Here is a 16556-nt window from a genome sequence, read left to right on the forward strand (position 1 = left end):
CTCTCGTCAGTCCCGCTCGACGTTCCGCAGGAAGGCCGGGATGTCATAGTCCTTGGGATCGTAGCCACCACTGCCGCCGCCGCGCACCGGCTTGACGAAGGTCTCGACGCTCGGCCCACGCAGGCCCGAGGCGATGCCGATGGTCGTGTCGTTGAAGCCGGTGGCAATCACGGTCACGCGCACCTCGTCGCCGGCAGCCTCGTCGGGCGTGATGCCGAACAGGATGTCCGGGTCGTCGAAGCCGGTCGCCTCACGGATCTTCTCGACGATCTCGTTGGCGTCGGTCATGGACAGGTCGTAGCCGCCCGTGACGTTCACCAGGATGCGGCGGGCGCCGTCGATCCCGCGCTCCAGCAGCGGCGAGTGGATGGCGCTCATCGCGGCTTCCTCGGCGACCTTCTCGCCGCGCCCCGCGCCGATGCCCATCAGCACCGTGCCGCTGTTCGCGAGCAGGTTGCGGACGTCCGCGAAGTCCAGGTTGATCATGCCGTCCACGTTGATGACGTCGCTGATGCCCTTGACGCCGTAGTACAGCACGCGGTCGGCGATCAGGAAGGCCTCCCGGAACGAGACCTTCTTGTCGACGGCGGTGAGCAGCTTCTCGTTGTTCACGACGATCATGCCGTCCACGCGGTCCGCGAGCTTGCTGATCCCCTCCTCGGCGACGCGCTGGCGCTTGGGCCCCTCGAAGCGGAACGGGCGGGTCACGATGGCGACGGTCAGCACGCCCATCTCGCGGGCGATCTCGGCGACGACCGGCGCGCTGCCGGTGCCGGTTCCGCCGCCCATGCCGGCCGTGATGAACAGCATGTCCGTGCCGTCCAGGTACTCCTTGATGCGTTCGCGGTCTTCCAGCGCGGCCTTCTCACCCACCTCGGGGTCGGCGCCGGCCCCCAGGCCACGGGTCAGGCGGTCACCGAGCTGGATGCGGATCTCGGCGTGGCTCTTGGCGAGCACCTGCGCGTCCGTGTTGCCGGCGATGAACTCGACACCCTCGAGTCCGCTCTCAATCATGCGGTTGACGGCATTGTTGCCCGCCCCGCCCAAGCCAATCACGCGAATTCTGGCCGCTTGCATCATGTCTCCTTGCAGGAACGGCCGCCTCTGTGCAGGGGGGCCGGTTCAACTCGGGGTAGTTTAGCGCACCTTCGCAGAGGCCGGGCACGGCGTGACCAGCCCGGTCGGTCGCCGCGCCCGCGGTGCCGCGTCGGTACGGAGAGGCCCGCCTGACACTGCGACGTGTCGGGCGGGCGGCAGGAACCGGCGATTACAGCCAGTCCTTGAACAGGTTGCGGATCCGGTCGACGAAGCCCTCGCCTCCGCCGGTCTTGCCGGCCTTCTGCTCGGCGATGACCGGCGGCTGCACGATGACGGGCGGAAGATCCAGACCCTCGATCTGATCCTTGTTGGGATCGTCGCGGAACACGGTGTGCGGCACCTTGCCGTCCTGTCCGATGCCGTACAGCACCAGTCCCACACTGGCCGCGTGCGCGGGGCCATTCACGATGTCATTCAGGCCACCGATCCCGCGCGGTCGGCCCACCCGCACCGGCAGCCGGAAGCGGTCGCGGGCGAGATCGGCCACACCGCGCAGGCTGGCCGCGCCGCCGGTGAGCACCACACCCTGGGCCACGAGCTCCACGGGGCCCAGGGTGTGGTCGATCTCGTCGCGGATCAGCGAGAAGATCTCGGCCAGGCGAGGCTTGATGATGCGCGACAGTTCGAAGGCGCTGATGGCGTGCGTGCTGCCTGACGCCGTGGTGATCTCCAGCGTCAGATCCTGGTCGGCCAGTTCCGGCAGGGCCGCGCCATAGCGTTTCTTGACGTTCTCGGCTTCTTCCAGCGGGATCTTGAGGATCTGCGCCAGATCGGCCGTGACGTGCTCCCCGCCGATGGGAATGCACGCCGAGTGCGCGAGGTTGCCGCGCTTGAACACGCCGACGTCGGTGGTGCCGCCGCCCATGTCCACCACGATGACCGTCTGCATCTGCTCGGCGGCCTCCAGCGTGGCCAGGCCCGACGCCAGGGCGTGCAGCACGAAGCCGCTCACCTGCAGTCCGGCCTCCTGCACGCAGCGGCGCAGGTTCAGCAGCGGCCCGGCCGTGCCGGCGACGATGTGGACATCGACCTCCAGGCGCACACCGTGCATGCCGACCGGACTCTTGATGCCTTCCTGGCCGTCCACGACGTACTCCTGCGGCAGGGTGTGGATGATCTCCAGGTTGGGGTCGAGCGGCACGGCGCGGGCGTTCTCGATGGCCCGGTCGACGTCGGGCTGCGCGATCTCCTGGTTGCGCCGGATGGCGGCCAGGCCGTGGCTGGTGATGGCCTTGGCGTGGTTGCCGGCCACCGACACGAACACGCGGTCGACCTTGACGCCGCTGACCCGCTCGGCGGCCTGTACCGACTGGCGGATGGCGTGGGTGGCCCGCTCCAGATTGACGACCGAGCCGCGCTTCATGCCCTCGCTGGGCATGCTGCCCTCGCCGATGATGTCGACGTTGCCGCCCTCGGCGACCTCGCCGATGACGGTGGTGATTTTGGTGGTGCCGATGTCCAGGCCCACGATGATCGGGTTGTCCTTCATTCCTGGACGCTCACCCCCCAGGGGTAAATAGCAAGGTCGGTATTCGGATACATGGTGATGCTCCCAGCATACTTCAGGAGGGAATCGAGGTCGCCACTCCAGATCGAGCCCGTGGGCAACTTCACCCGCAGACCAGCCGGTGTGTACGTCACCGACCTGACATTGTACGCGGAGAGGGCCGACAGCACCCGCAGGGCGTCCCGGTGCCGGTCCGGCCCCCAGCCCTCGATCAGCGGGAGGCGTTCCAGACCACGGCCGCCGGGCATGACGGTGCCGTCCGCTGCCACGGCCTGCACGGCCGATCCGGCATTCCAGCGGGCCACCGGCCGCCGCTCGGTCACCGTGATCGAGACCCGGTCGGGAAAGCGGCGGGTCACGACCGCCGACTCGATCCACGGGCTGTCCAGCAGGCCGCGTGCCCGCCACGACCCGTAGTACAGCCACCCGAAACCCGCGTGTGCGCCGGCCAGCTGCTTGATCTGTGCGGCCGGCACCTGCACGTTGCCGCTCACCCCGATCTGCCGCACCGGCAGCGCGAACCACGACGCGGCCAGCGCCGCGCCCGCCACCACGGCTCCCGCGATCCACGGCCAGCGCGGGCGTGGAGGCGCGGCGGGGCCGGGCGCGGTCACGGCTGCCCCTGGGTCGGCCACAGCTCGTACTCCAGTTCCAGGGGCACGGCCACCCGCCCCCGGATCACGTCCAGCAGGGCGTGGACGTCGGCAGCCGTCGCACCGCCCAGGTTCACGATGAAGTTGGCATGCTCCGGCGCGATCAGGGCGTTCCCGATCCGGGTACCCTTCAGACCGGCCTCGTCGATGAGCCGTCCGGCACTCACGCCGCCTGGATTCTTGAACGCGCAGCCCGGCGTCTTCATCTTGGGCTGGCCCTTCCTGGCCTGATCCGCGAAGTCCATCTTTGCGAGCACGTCCTCTGGGGTGCTCCGGCGCAGCTTCAGGCGCACCCGCGTGACCACGTGGTTGCGGGGGATGCCGCTGTCCCGGTAGCCCCACGCGAGATCCGCCGGTGTGACCTGCACCGTCCCCTGCGGCGTGGCGATCTCGATGGTATGCAGGCCGTCGAACATCTCGCCGTAGCGGGTGCCGGCGTTCATCCACACCGCGCCGCCCACCTGTGCGGGGATGCCCACCGTGCCCTCCAGGTTGCTCAGGCCCAGTTTCTGGAGCTGCCGGATCAGGCCGGGCAGGGGGACGCCGCCCCCCACCCAGCCAGTCACGATCTCGTCGGCGCTGCTCAGCCCGGGATCGGGCGTCAGGTCGCGTTCCGCCAGCGGCCCGGCCAGTCGGATCACCCGCTCCGGCACACCCTCGTCGGCGATCACCAGGTTGCTGCCGCCGCCCAGCACGCGGTAGGGCTGCTCCATCGCCTCGGCGAGCTGGGCGGCGGACGCCACAGACCACACCTCGGCCTCGCCGCCCACACCCAGCGTGGTGAAGCGGGCCAGGGGCAGGCGTTCGACCCGTGCCCCCGTGCGGCTGACCGTCCGATCGGTCACGCCCCCACCCGTCATGCGGGCACGCCCGCGAGTTCCCGCGACAGCTTCCAGACGTCGCCTGCGCCCATGGTCACGATGATATCCCCCGGCCCGGCGGTGTCGCGCAGGGTGCGCACGACCTCGGCCCGGTCCGGCATGTAGCGAGTCGCGGCGTGCCCCTGCTCGGCCATGCGCTGCGAGATCAGCGTGGCGTGGATGCCCTCGATGGGCGGTTCAGACGCGGCGGCGATGTCAAGCAGCAGCACCTCGTCGGCGTCCATCAGGGCATCGGCCAGCCGGGGCCACGACTGCTGGGTGCGCAGGTAGCGGTGCGGCTGGAAGACGACCCGCACGCGCCGCCCGGTCTGCCGCGCCGCCTGCACCGCCGCCGCGACCTTGGTGGCGTTGTGCGCGTAATCGTCGATGACCAGCGCACCGTTCAGCTCCCCGATACGTTGCCAGCGCCGACCCGGTCCCCGGAACGCGGCCAGCGCCGCCGCCGCCTGCGCGAAGTCGCCGCCGTGCAGGTGCGTGACCGCCAGCGCGGCCAGCGCGTTCAGGACGTTGTGCGTGCCCGGCAGCCCCACCCGCGCCATGCCCATCACGGCTCCGTGGACGGTCACCGTGAAATCGGTGCCATCGGCGTCCGGGCGGAGGTTCACCGCGCGGTAGTCGGCCCCGGCCGCCTGCCCGTAGCTCACGCGGTGGGGATTGCCGGCACACAGCGCGTCCAGGCCCGGCCAGTCGGCACACAGGAGGACACGCCCGGACTGCGCGACGAAGCGGGCGAAGCCGGCGTGCTGTTCCTCGACGGTCTCCCAGTACGTCGCCTGGTTGCCGCCCACGTGATCGTCCTCGGCGTTCGTGAACACGGCGGTGCCGCAGCGCAGGGCCGCGAAGCCACGGTCGGACTCGTCCACCTCGGCCACGAAGGGGCCGGCCCCCACGCGGGCGTTGCTGCCGAACTCGGGCACGATGCCGCCCACGAAGGCGGCCGGATCGAGGCCGGCGCCGGCCAGCGCCACGGCGATCATGGAGGTGGTGGTCGTCTTGCCGTGCGTGCCGATCACACCGACGCTGTCCGGGACGTCCAGCAGTTCGTCCAGCAGCGCCATGCGCGGGCGCACCTCGGTGCCCGCCGCCCGCGCCGCCACCAGTTCCGGATGATCCTTGGGCACGGCCTCGGAGGCCACCAGCACGTCGATGGGCCCGAAGGGAGCGGCGGTGATATGGGCCGCACCGTGCCCGACCGCGACCTCGATCCCCTCGGCCTGGAGCTGGGCGGTCAGGTCGGATGCGGAGGCGTCGCAGCCGCTCACACGCTGTCCGCGCGCTGCGAGCAGCCGCGCGAAGGCGCTCATGCCGATGCCACCGATACCCATCAGGTGGTAGTGCAGGGTGGGCGTGTCCGAAGGGGAGCCGTCAGGGAGGAAGTGGGTCATGTCGTCGTGGCGGCGGCCGGAGTCAGGTGGCGTTCGACCAGATCCGCGAAGCGCTCGGCCGCGCCGGGCTGAGAGCGTTTCTGGGCGGCCGTCCGCATCGCGATCCGGGTGCCTGCTGCCGCACACTCTAACACCGCCGCTCCCAGCGCTCTGCCGACCTCCTGCTGCTCGACCACACGTCCCGCCCCGGCCCGCTGCACCGTCATGGCGTTGTGCCACTGGTGGTTCTCGGCGGATTCGGGGAGCGGCACCATGATCAGCGGCACGCCGTGAAACGCGGCCTCGGCCAGGGTGCCGGTGCCGCCGCGCGTGATCGCCAGGTCGGCGGCGCTCCACGCGGCCACGGCGTCCACGTAGCCGCTCACGTGGTACCAGTCGAGGTCGCGCACGCGCGGGGCCACATCGTTCATCCAGCGCTTGCCGGTCGAGTGGATGACCTGCACGCCGGCCCCCAGCTCCGGGGGCGGGGCGGTGGGCGCCCCGCCGAAGTCCAGGTCGATGCGCGGGGTCAGCACGCCCAGGTCATGATCGACCAGACCCTCGCCCCCGAAGATGTTGCGCAGCGTGTCGGGCACGGCATTGTTCAGGAACAGCGAGCCCTGCGACCCGCCCATCACGAAGATGGTGAGCGGGCCATCCTGCAGCCCCAGCCGCGCCAGCGCCTCGGTTCGGGGCAGGCGCTCCTCGCGCACGGGCATCCCCACCAGGGTGCCCTTGCGGGGATCAAGCCCCACGACCTCCGGATACGCGGTACCCACGGCTCTCGCGCCGCGCACGGCCAGCCGCTGGGTCAGGCCCAGCCGGGCGTTCTGCTCGTGCAGCACTGTCGGGATCCGCAGTGCCTGGGCGGCCAGCACCCCCGGCAGGCTGGCAAAGCCACCGAAGCCGACCACCACGCCGGGCCTGAGCTGCGCCAGCAGCGACCGCGCCTGCATGACCCCGGCGCCGGCCCGCAGCAGTTCGCGGGGGTCGGCGCGGCCCTGGCCGCTGCGGGCCAGCTTCCCGGCCTCCACGCCCCGGAAGTCAAGGCCCTGCTCGGCGGCCACGCGCTCCTCCATCCCGCCCCGCTGCCCCAGCAGCAGCGCCCGGTGTCCCCGTGCCATCAGTGCCCGCGCGGTCGCCACCGCCGGATAGATGTGCCCGCCCGTTCCCCCCGTTGCCAACACGACCAGACTCATCGGGGGGAAGTGTAGTGCTTTATGGCCATGACCCCGTGCCCGGTTCTGGGCAGGGACGGTGCGGGACGGCGCACAACGGGAACGGCAGCGGGGCGGTGTTGCCCACGCTGCCGTTCCCGACCCAGTGCTCAGTCGAACAGGTCACCCAGGGCGCGGCCCATACCGCCGCCGTGGCTGCTGCTCTCGCCGCCCACCATGCCGGCCTCGAATTCCTCGTAGGGCTGCACGACCACGAAGCCGTCGCCCTGGAAGACCATCTGGTAGGTCTCGCCGCCGCCGCGCCCGAAGATCGAGCGCAGGGAGGAATCCACCCGCAGCTGCGGCATCAGGCTGCCGCTCCACGCGATGGTGGCATTGGGGTCGGTGAAGATCGGTTCGTTCGGCGTGACGCGCAGCGTGAGCGGTTTGCCGTGCGACAGGATCGCCACCATGCCCTGCCCACTGACGCGGACGCTGAACAGGCCGCCCGAGGCCATGCCCGCCATGCGCCGGTGCATGGTGATGTCGTACTGGACGCTGTCCTCGAAGGCCAGCAGATCGTTGCCGTTGACGTTGATGGTATCGCCCGCCAGCCGCAGGATCTGGATTTCCTTGCCCTGATCGGCCAGATACACCACGCCCCGGCCCTCGATCTTGGCCATGGGGCTCATCTCCTGGCTCACGGCCCGCTTCAGGGCCTTCATCAGGCCGCCTTCCAGCGTGCCCTCGCGCTTGAAGCTGAGGTTGCCCTTGTAGGCGATCATGGCCCCGAGCTTGCTCCACACGCGGCCGTTGACCTTGACCTCCAGCATCTTGCTGGATTCCAGCTCGAAGACGTCCCCCGGCTGGTCGCGCTCGGCGGTCTGCGCCACGAAGTCGCGCAGGGAGTACGTGCCGTCACTGCCTGGATGCATGTTTGTCATACGGGGCACTGTACGACGGCTGCCGGGCGAAGGTTCCGAACCGGAGTGCGGTGACCGGCACCCGCACGGCCGGGTCAGCGGATGACGATCCCACGGCGAGCGCTGCACCGCGGCCCGGCCCCTGCCCTCCGGGGGGGCGCGACCGACCGGGCCCACGGCGGGCAGGAGCACGTCTCCGTGTGGGCCTCCCGGCCTGCGCCACAGGCCCCAGGACTCACCCGACACCCGTAACTTGACTAATCCACTCGGATTAATCGATATTGGCCGCCATGATGACCGCCTTCCTGAACTCCATGCTGTTGGCCTCTGCTGTCCTTGCTGCTGGCACCGCCTCTGCCCAGGGCGTCACCATCACCCACGACGAGGGCCGGGCGACCGTGCCGCGTGACCCCAAACGGATCGTGGTCATGGACGAGGAATCCCTGGGCTGGATCGCCGCGCTGGGCCTCAGTGACCGCATCGTGGGTCTGGGCAGCGTGTACCTGACCCCCAGCGACGTGAGCGGCACGACCATCAAGCCCAATGTCCTGAAGAGCGGCTACTTCGGCCGGGCCAAGCTGGGTAATCCCGCGTATGTCGGGGACTGGCAGAAACCCAACCTGGAAGTCGTGACGGCCCTGAAGCCTGACCTGATCGTGCGCCTGACCTGGGACGGCAACCAGAACTACGACAACCTGAGTAAGATCGCTCCCACCGTCGGGTACAAGGAGGGCGGCACCGGCTTCTGGCAGAAGGGGCTGCGCGACCTGGCCCGCGTGTTCGGGCGGCAGGTGCAGGCCGAGCAGGTCATCAAGGCCGTGTCGGACACCAACCGCGCCAACGGCCGCAAGTTGACCGAGGCCGGCGTGTTCCGCACCTACCCCAAGGTGATCGTGGTCGCGCCCTTCGCGGGTGGGCAGAACTGGGTCTACACCGACACCCGCCTGATCCCGGATCTGAAGGCCCTGGGCTTCAAGGACGGCTACAGCGCGAGCAAGACCACGCTGGGGGTCGGGGCCCAGATCAGTGACGAGGCCCTGCTGGGCCTGGACAGGAAGACCCTGGTCGTGCTGTTCCCCCCCGGCGGCAAGTACAACGGCGTGGAGGCCTTCCAGAAGACCGCCATCGGCCAGCGGCTGGCCGCCCAGAGCGTCGTGTATGTCCCCGAGGACTTCAGCGCCTACACCGGCCCCCTGGTGAGCGTGCGCAACAGCAACGACCTGACGCGCGTGATCCTGGGGAAGATGAAGTGAGCGGGATGCCGGTTGAATCCCGCAGTGCCGTCCTGCGGGTTCAATCCGACTGGACAGAGAACGCACGGATTCCAGGCGATGGACGGACATCCGGTGCGTTCCTGGGTGACCGGGAAGAGGATGGAACCCGTGTGAGCCGTGCCTGTGACCGCCACTGACCGCCCCGCCCGGCGGCCGCTGTGCTCGGACGTGTCGCTCGCGCTGGGGGAAGACCCGGTCGGCACCGCGCCCCACTGGCAGGAGGTCACGGTGCTGGAGCTGAATGTCCCGGTGTGGGCGACGGTGCGCGACGTGGCGAACTGGACACCGGAACACCACCAGCTGTTCGAGCGCCTGCGCGGCAAGGTCGAGGCCAGCGGCGCGGGCTTCGGCCTGCTGATGAGTGCCCCGGCCACACGCGGTCAACCCCTGCGCGTCCGGCATCACACGCTCGGTGCGGGCGGCTACACGCGGCGCGACTATGCCAGCGAGCTTCCGCAGACGGAGTGGGCACATGGCCTGATTGACACACTGCTTGACCCGCAGAATCTGCACGCCTGGGATGAACAGCCGGTGCCAGCGGGGCCGGACATCCATGTCTGCACGCACGGCACGGTGGACGCCGCGTGCGGGCGCTACGGCGTCCCGGTCTACCAGCACCTCGCGGACAGTGGCGTCCGGGCGTGGCGCACCGGCCACTTCGGCGGGCACCGCTTTGCCGCCACCGCCGTGGAACTGCCCAGCGGCCTGCTGTGGGCCCACCTGACCCCGGCGCTGGCTATGCAGGTCGCCCGCCGCGAGGTGCCGCCCGCACAGGTCGCCCGGAATCTGCGCGGCTTCAGTGGTCTGCCGCCCGTGGCCCAGGTGCTCGACCGTGACCTGCTTGTGCAGCACGGCTGGTCGTGGCTGGACGCCCACCGCTGGGCCGATGTGGACGGCGACGACGTGACGCTGCACTACGACTGGCAGGGCGAGCGCGGACATGTGCGGGCCACCGTCACCCACGACCTCCTGAGCGTGACCGATTCGAGCCACTCGGCCACACAGTCCGACGTGCGGCAGTACCGCGTGGCATGGCACTGACCCGCCCCGGTGTCCTCACCCGCATCACGTGGCTGCCGCTCTGCGCGGCGCTGCTGCTGCTCGCCGGACTGGCATCCCTGGCGCTGGGGGCCAGCGACCTGCCGCTGAACCGTCTGCCGGGCCTGCTGCTGCATCCGGATACCAGCACCGAGAGCCTCGTGATCCACACGCTGCGGCTGCCGCGCACGCTGGTCGCGGCCCTGGCCGGGGCGGGGCTGGGCGTGTCCGGCCTGCTCCTCCAGGCGGTGACCCGCAACCCGCTGGCCGATCCCGGCATCCTGGGGGTCGAGGCCGGCGGGGCACTGGGCATCCTGACCGCCGTGGTGTTCTTTCCCGCCGCGCCCGCGTGGCTGTTCGTGCCCGCTGCCTTCGCCGGGGGCCTGCTGGCGGCGCTGGCCGCTTACAGCGTCGCGCGCTCCGTGGGCGTCACGCCGCTGCGGCTGGCGCTGGCCGGTGTGGCGGTCGCCAGTCTGGCCGGGGCCGCCAGCCGGGCCATCCAGATCCTGTGGGAGGAACGCGCCCAGGCGGCGCTGTCCACCCTGGCGGGCAGCCTCGCCGGACGCGGCTGGGAGCATGTGGCGCAGATCGCGCCCTGGATGCTGGTCGGGCTGCTGCTGGCGCTGCTGCTCACGCCGCGCGTGAACGTCCTGGCCCTGGGCGAGGACGTGGCGCGTGGCCTGGGGGCCCGCACCGAACGCGACTCGGCCCTCGTCACACTGCTCGGGGTGCTGCTGGCCGCCGCGTCGGTCAGCGTGGTCGGCCCCATCGGCTTCGTCGGGCTGATCGTGCCGCACGCCGCGCGGGTGCTGGTCGGCCCGGATCACCGCTTCAGCCTGCCCGTGTCGGCGCTGCTGGGCGCGGCCATGCTCGTCGGTGCTGATGTCGCCGCCCGCCTCGTGGATCGCCCGGCCGAGACGCCGGTCGGCATCCTGGTCGCCGCCGTGGGAGCGCCCTTCTTCGTCCTGATCGCCCGCCGGAGCCGGTGAGGTGTCCACGCCAACCGCTCCGTGTCACCAAGGAAGGTGTCAATGAACCTCCGCTCGACCCTGATTGCTCTGGCCGCCGCCTCGGTCACCGTGGCCGCCGCCATCACCGTGAAACACGATCTGGGTACACTGACGCTGAACAGTCCCGCGAAGCGTGTCGTGGCGCTGGAATACTCGTTTCTGGACACGCTGATCGCGCTGGGGGTCACGCCTGCTGGGGCGGCGCTGGGCACCCAGGGCGGCGACCGGGGTGCGCCCCCGTACCTCGCGCCGCGTGTCAAGGGTGTCCCCGCCACCGGCAGCCGTGGCCAGCCCAGCCTGGAGGCCATCGCCGCCGCCCGGCCCGACGTGATCCTGGCCGACAGCCTGATCCACAAGGACGTGCTGCCGCAGCTGGGCAAACTGGCCCCCACCGCCGTCTATCCGAGCCGCCGCAGCACCGTGGACGAACTGAACGCCCAGACCCTCGCCATCGGACAGCTGGTGGGGCGTGAGGCCGCTGCCCGCCGGCTGCTGGCCGACCAGGCGGCCCTGAACGCCAAGGCGCGGGCCTTCACGAAACGCGGCGCGCCCGGCTTCGTCGCGGCGGTCGTCACACCCCGCACGGTCACGGTGCACACCGAGGGGAGTTTCGTGGGCAGCTACCTCGAGACCCTGGGCCGCACGAATGCGCTGAAGGTCAAGGACGGGCAGACGCAGTACGAGGTCTCGCTGGAGGGACTGGTCGCCCTGCAACCGCACACGCTGGTGCTGCTCACCGCGCCGGACGAGACGCCGATCACGGAGACGTGGCACCGCAACCCGCTGTGGCAGAAGCTGCCCGCCGTGGCGCGGGGGCGCGTCTATGTCTTCGACCGCGACAACTGGACACGCGGACGCGGCCCCCTGGCCCTGAAACTCATGGTGCGCGAGGCCATCGAGAGCCGGCTGCTCCAGGATGCCGCGCCCGCCAGCGGCTACCGGGAGTGATGTGGGCATGAGGGGACAGCATCTATGATCACGCCCGGCCCGGCCTTCCCGACCGCCCGCGCCGTCACGCTGGGCGTGCTGCTGGCCGCCGCGACCCTGGCGCTCGCGGTGCTGGCCCTGGGCATCGGCGCGGTCAGGACGCCGCCGGGCGATGTCGTGCAGGTCATCCTGGGCCGGGGGGACGACCTGACGCGGCAGCTGGTCATCGACCTGCGTGCCCCCCGGATCGTCGTGGCTGTCCTGGCAGGGGCGATGTTCGCCGCGTCGGGGGCGGTGCTCCAGGGCGTGATCCGCAATCCGCTGGCCTCGCCGGATCTGATCGGCGTGGGGGCGGGCGCGGGACTGGCCGCCACCGTGTTCCTGCTGGCATGGCCGGGGTCGCCCCCCGGTGGGCTGCCGTGGGCTGCGCTGGTCGGCGCGTGGGCCGGCTTTGGGCTGGTGCTGCTGCTGTCGCGCGAGTGGAGTGGGCCGCGTGCGAACGCGCTGCATCCGGTGCGTCTGGCACTGGTGGGGGTGGCGGTGGCCGCCGCGCTGGGGGCCGTGCAGCAGCTCGTGCTGGTGCGGGCCCCCGACGGTCTGGGCGCCGCCCTGAGCTTCCTGACCGGCAGCGTGTACGGCGCCGACAGTGCCCGCGCCGCTCGCCTCGTGCCGTGGGCGCTGGTGCTGCTGCCCGCCGCCCTGCTGCTGTCCCGCACGCTGGACGTGCTGAACCTGGGAGAAGACCTGGCGACCAGTCTGGGGTCACGGGTGAATGTGGCCCGGCTGCTCAGCCTGACGGTCGCGGTTGCCCTGGCGGGAGCCGCCGTCACGGGCGCGGGCATCCTGGGCTTCGTGGGCCTGCTCGCGCCGCACCTGGCGCGGCGACTGGTGGGGGGGCGGCACGCGCGGCTGCTGCCCATCAGCATGCTCGTGGGGGCGCTGCTGGTGCTGGCCGCCGATACCCTGGGCCGCGCCCTGCTGCCGCCGCTGGAGGTGCCCGCCGGCCTGTTCACCACCCTGGTCGGTGCGCCGTATTTCCTGTTCCTGCTGAGACGGACGGCGTGATATGGCACAGCTGCACAGACTCGCGCCCCACCCGCCCGCTACTGTTCCCGTGTCCGGTGCCGTGCCCGGCTCCCCTGCGAAAGGCCCCATGACCGATCCCGATTCCACCACCACGCCCCTGGCGACCACCGGCCTCACCCTCGGGTACGGCAAGAGCATCGTCGTCCCGAACCTCGACCTGCGGCTGCCCGGCGGGAAGGTCACCAGCATCATCGGGCCGAACGGCTGTGGCAAGAGCACCCTGCTGCGGGCGCTGGCGCGGCTGCTGCCCACCAGCGGCGGCCACATCGACCTGTACGGCCAGGCGCTGCACACCCTGCCCAGCCGCGAGGTCGCCCGCCGCCTGGCCATCCTGCCCCAGGGACCGACTGCCCCTGAGGGCCTGAGCGTGGAAGACCTCGTGTGGTTCGGCCGCCACCCCCACCAGGGCCGCTTTCCCGTGCGCCGCGAGGACGACCGGCAGGCGGTGCACTGGGCGCTCGACCAGACCGGCATGCGCGTCTTTGCCGGCCGGCCCCTCGACGCTCTGAGCGGCGGCCAGCGCCAGCGGGCGTGGATCGCCATGAGCCTGGCCCAGCAGACCGACATCCTGCTGCTCGACGAGCCGACCACCTACCTCGACCAGTCGCACCAGCTGGAAGTGCTGCAGCTGGCCCGCCGCCTGAACCACGACCAGGGCAAGACGGTCGTCATGGTGCTCCACGACCTCAACCAGGCCGTCCGCTACTCCGACGAGATCATCGCCATGCACGGCGGCGAGGTCTACGCCCAGGGGCCAGCCGAGGACGTCCTGACCCACGACCTGCTGCGCGACGTGTTCCACCTGAAAGGCCACATCCTGAGTGACCCGGACACCGGCCGCCCGCACGTGATTCCGTATGCGCTGACGCGGTAGGGGAGTAGGTAGGACGGCGGGCGAACCCCTCTGCTGCGCAGCTCTGCGAGTTCGCCCGTGCGGGGCAGCTCCCCTCAAGACGCCTGATGTGAAATGAGAATCAGCCGCCTCGGGGCAGCGTGGAAAATTGACGTCAAGCACGAGGGCGTGCTACGCCCGCGACCCCCCTCCCAGCCTCCCCCGCAAGGGGGGAGGAGCTAAAGATTGGCGTCCCAGCCGGTGTCCAGCGTAATTCACATCAGGCGTCTCAAGAGGAGGCAGGGATGTGTTCGTTGGCTCCCCCGCGGGGAGCTGGCCGCGCAGCGGACTGAGGGGTCAGGCCGCCGCCCCACCGCTACCCCTCTACCAGCGTCCCCAGCCGCGCCAGCACCTCGCGGATCTGCTCCAGGCTGGTGGCGTAGCTCAGGCGCACCTGGCCCGGCGCTCCGAAGTCTGTGCCGGGCACCACGGCCACCCGCGCGTCGTCCAGGATCCGGCGGGCGGCCTCCAGCTCGTCCGGGTCGATCCGGGTCGTGTCAGCCATGACGTAGAACGCCCCGTGGGGGGTGGGTGTGGGCAGGCCCAGGGCGTTCAGTCCGGCCACGATCACGTCCCGGCGCTCCTGATACGCATTTCGTGCCATCTCGATGAACCGCGCGGTCTCCTCGTGCTGCTCCAGCGCGGCCAGGGCGGCGTACTGCGACACGCTGCTGGCATTGCTGGTGCTCTGCGACTGGATGGCGTTCATGGCGGCGATCACGGCCTTCGGGCCGCCCGCGTAGCCGATGCGCCAGCCGGTCATGGCGTAGGCCTTGCTCGCGCCGTTGATGGTCAGCGTGTGCTCCGGCGCGTACCGCCCGATACTGACCTGTTCGGCCCCATAGACCAGATGCTCGTACATCTCGTCCGTGACGATCATCAGGTTGTGGCGCTGGGCGATCTGCGCTACAGCCTCCAGCACGTCCGGCGGGAAGACCGCCCCCGTGGGGTTGCCGGGGCTGTTCAGAATGATCATGCGCGTTCTGGCCGTGACCAGCGCCTCCAGCACGCCGGGATCGAGCTGAAAGCCGGACTCGGCCGTGGTGGGCACGGGCACCGGAACCGCGCCGGTGAACGCCACCATCTCGGGGTAGCTGACCCAGTACGGGGCCGGGATCAGTACCTCGTCGCCCGGGTTCAGCAGCGCAAAAAACGCATTGAACAGCGCCTGCTTGCCGCCGCTGGTGACCGTGACAGCGTCCGGCGCGTGCTCCAGACCGTTCTCGCGGGCGAACTTGGCGCTGATCGCCTCGCGCAGTTCCGCGATGCCGTTCACGGCGGTGTACTTGGTCTTGCCGCTCTCGATGGCGGCGATGGCGGCGGCCTTGACGTGCGGTGGCGTGTCGAAGTCCGGCTCGCCCACGCTCATGGAGATCACGTCGATGCCCTGCCGGCGCAGTTCCAGGGCGCGGCTGCTGACCGCGACCGTCGAGGAGGGCTTGAGGCTCTGGACACGCGCCGACAACGAGAAGGGGCCGCTCATACCCAGGAGGGTACAGGCGGCCCGGCGCGGGTAAGCCAGAACGTTTAGAAGCGGTACGTGACGCCGACGGCGAGCCCAGCCACAGGCAGGAATGGCAGCGACTCGTTGAATGATGACGACGTCTGAGTGCCCGAGTAGGCGATCCTGGCGCGCGCCTCGGCAAACCAGCCATACGATCCGCTGCCGAAGCTCCCCTTAATGCCTCCCACTCCACCAAACAACCAGACAGGGGCCAGGGAAGGCCCGCTGAGGTCACCCAGCACACCCACGCTGGGACCGCCATATACGTTCAGGCCGGAACCGTTCCCGGAGAACAGCACGTCAGCCGTGACGGAGTATGCCAGTGCCGGATCAGACCCGACACTCAGCGCGATGAGGCTGCCCAGGCCTCGCACATCAACGGCTACGCGGCCCAGGTGTTCGGCCGTGGCACTCAGGCCAAGGGTAGCCTGAGGCGAGAAGAAGGCCTCCGTGCCCACGCCGCCCCACACGGTCACGCCCTGCGCCAGGGCGGGAGAGAGGCTGGCAACGACGGTGAAGGCCAGGGTTCGGAGCAGGGTCATGCTGGCAGTGTAGGGAACCGCCGACTCTCCTCGCGCGTTATTTGCGGCATCACCCATCAGAAGCGGTATGTGACGCCAAGGTGCAGGCCGGGCGAGACACCACGCAGGTCTGCTGGCCCCACGATCCCCCTGAGTTTACCCTCTACGTAATAGCCCCAGGTTCCGCTCCCGAAGGTATTCGTGTATCCGGCCACCGCTCCGAACAACCACGCCTGGCCCATCACGGTGCCCACGCTGGGGCCGCCGTAGAAGCCCACCCCGGAACGGTCACGGCTCAGCAGCAGGTCGAAGTCGCCCGTCACCAGCGGGAAGGGCAGAACTCCTCCACTCTGGGTACCCGGCGCTGGGTCACCGACCAGCGGCACGACCAGTACGCCGGCCGTGCCACGCACAGCCATGTTCAGGCCGCTGACCTGCCCGACCGGTGCACTCAGGCCGAGTCTCACGCCGGGAACGATGAATAGCTCCGTGCCCAGGCCCCCCCACATGGTCACGTTCTGCGCCAGGGCAGGGGAGAGGGTGGCGGCGGCGGCGAAGGCCAGTGTTCGGAGCAGGGTCATGCTTGCAGTGTAGGGAAGCGCTGCCCCAGTGCGTGCCGGATGTGCGTCACCATCCGTCAGAGGCGGTAGGTCAGGCCCAGTGCAGGCCCGGCAACACGGAGGACAGATCTGTCCTGGGCGGTACTGGCTGACCGGGCGTG

Annotated in this window: 16 protein-coding genes; 6 read left to right on the forward strand and 10 right to left on the reverse strand. The window is 70.4% G+C overall.

The genetic code is table 11. The features are described 5' to 3' along the window. Positions 1 to 6: 6 nt before the first annotated feature. The 7 genes from ftsZ to U2P90_RS08250 form a co-directional block, all read right to left on the reverse strand. A complete protein-coding gene (gene ftsZ / locus U2P90_RS08220) occupies positions 7 to 1077 on the reverse strand; it encodes a cell division protein FtsZ (protein ID WP_295816656.1) in 1071 nt (356 codons plus the stop codon). A 190-nt stretch (positions 1078 to 1267) separates the two neighbouring features. Further along, positions 1268 to 2587 (reverse strand): cell division protein FtsA, encoded by a 1320-nt coding sequence (gene ftsA, locus U2P90_RS08225; protein WP_295816608.1) that lies wholly within the window; start codon positions 2585 to 2587, stop codon positions 1268 to 1270. Next, on the reverse strand, positions 2584 to 3219 hold the full coding sequence (locus U2P90_RS08230) for a cell division protein FtsQ/DivIB (protein ID WP_322474533.1): 636 nt from the start codon (positions 3217 to 3219) through the stop codon (positions 2584 to 2586). Before U2P90_RS08230 ends, ftsA begins: the two co-directional genes overlap by 4 nt. Beyond that, positions 3216 to 4118, reverse strand: a complete 903-nt coding sequence (locus U2P90_RS08235; protein ID WP_380103491.1) for a UDP-N-acetylmuramate dehydrogenase — start codon at positions 4116 to 4118, stop codon at positions 3216 to 3218. The genes U2P90_RS08230 and U2P90_RS08235 overlap by 4 nt, the downstream gene beginning before the upstream one ends. Beyond that, positions 4115 to 5524 (reverse strand): UDP-N-acetylmuramate--L-alanine ligase, encoded by a 1410-nt coding sequence (gene murC, locus U2P90_RS08240; RefSeq protein WP_322474535.1) that lies wholly within the window; start codon positions 5522 to 5524, stop codon positions 4115 to 4117. The genes U2P90_RS08235 and murC overlap by 4 nt, the downstream gene beginning before the upstream one ends. Next, entirely contained in the window at positions 5521 to 6702 is a 1182-nt protein-coding gene (gene murG, locus U2P90_RS08245; protein WP_322474536.1) for an undecaprenyldiphospho-muramoylpentapeptide beta-N-acetylglucosaminyltransferase, read from the reverse strand. The genes murC and murG overlap by 4 nt, the downstream gene beginning before the upstream one ends. 128 nt (positions 6703 to 6830) lie before the next feature. Next, positions 6831 to 7604, reverse strand: coding sequence for an AIM24 family protein (locus U2P90_RS08250; protein WP_295816600.1), 774 nt, complete (start codon positions 7602 to 7604; stop codon positions 6831 to 6833). Between the two features lie 269 nt (positions 7605 to 7873). Between U2P90_RS08250 and U2P90_RS08255 the strand changes: the two genes are divergently transcribed. From U2P90_RS08255 to U2P90_RS08280, 6 genes are all read left to right on the forward strand, one after another. After that, complete coding sequence (locus tag U2P90_RS08255; protein ID WP_322474537.1) at positions 7874 to 8836, forward strand: iron-siderophore ABC transporter substrate-binding protein; 963 nt, start codon at positions 7874 to 7876, stop codon at positions 8834 to 8836. 144 nt (positions 8837 to 8980) lie between these two features. Continuing rightward, positions 8981 to 9898, forward strand: a complete 918-nt coding sequence (locus U2P90_RS08260; RefSeq protein ID WP_322474538.1) for a sucrase ferredoxin — start codon at positions 8981 to 8983, stop codon at positions 9896 to 9898. After that, the gene (locus U2P90_RS08265; RefSeq protein ID WP_322474539.1) at positions 9889 to 10884 is read left to right on the forward strand and encodes a FecCD family ABC transporter permease; all 996 of its coding nucleotides are present in this window, start codon (positions 9889 to 9891) and stop codon (positions 10882 to 10884) included. The genes U2P90_RS08260 and U2P90_RS08265 overlap by 10 nt, the downstream gene beginning before the upstream one ends. A 42-nt stretch (positions 10885 to 10926) precedes the next feature. After that, the gene (locus U2P90_RS08270; protein WP_322474540.1) at positions 10927 to 11853 is read left to right on the forward strand and encodes an ABC transporter substrate-binding protein; all 927 of its coding nucleotides are present in this window, start codon (positions 10927 to 10929) and stop codon (positions 11851 to 11853) included. Between the two features lie 24 nt (positions 11854 to 11877). After that, a complete protein-coding gene (locus U2P90_RS08275) occupies positions 11878 to 12897 on the forward strand; it encodes a FecCD family ABC transporter permease (RefSeq protein WP_322474541.1) in 1020 nt (339 codons plus the stop codon). Positions 12898 to 12985: 88 nt separating this feature from the next. After that, positions 12986 to 13792 (forward strand): ABC transporter ATP-binding protein, encoded by an 807-nt coding sequence (locus U2P90_RS08280; protein ID WP_322474542.1) that lies wholly within the window; start codon positions 12986 to 12988, stop codon positions 13790 to 13792. 334 nt (positions 13793 to 14126) lie between these two features. Here the strand turns inward: U2P90_RS08280 and U2P90_RS08285 are convergent, their stop codons facing one another. Genes U2P90_RS08285 through U2P90_RS08295 form a run of 3 tightly spaced genes read right to left on the reverse strand, consistent with a single transcriptional unit; the run spans position 14127 to position 16416 of the window. Next, a complete protein-coding gene (locus U2P90_RS08285) occupies positions 14127 to 15293 on the reverse strand; it encodes a pyridoxal phosphate-dependent aminotransferase (RefSeq protein WP_322474543.1) in 1167 nt (388 codons plus the stop codon). Positions 15294 to 15337: 44 nt separating this feature from the next. Next, on the reverse strand, positions 15338 to 15856 hold the full coding sequence (locus U2P90_RS08290; RefSeq protein ID WP_322474544.1) for a hypothetical protein: 519 nt from the start codon (positions 15854 to 15856) through the stop codon (positions 15338 to 15340). 56 nt (positions 15857 to 15912) lie between these two features. Then, positions 15913 to 16416, reverse strand: a complete 504-nt coding sequence (locus U2P90_RS08295; protein WP_322474545.1) for a hypothetical protein — start codon at positions 16414 to 16416, stop codon at positions 15913 to 15915. Between the last annotated feature and the right edge of the window lie 140 nt (positions 16417 to 16556).

The organism is Deinococcus sp. AB2017081 (genome assembly GCF_034440735.1).
GTDB lineage: Bacteria > Deinococcota > Deinococci > Deinococcales > Deinococcaceae > Deinococcus > Deinococcus rufus.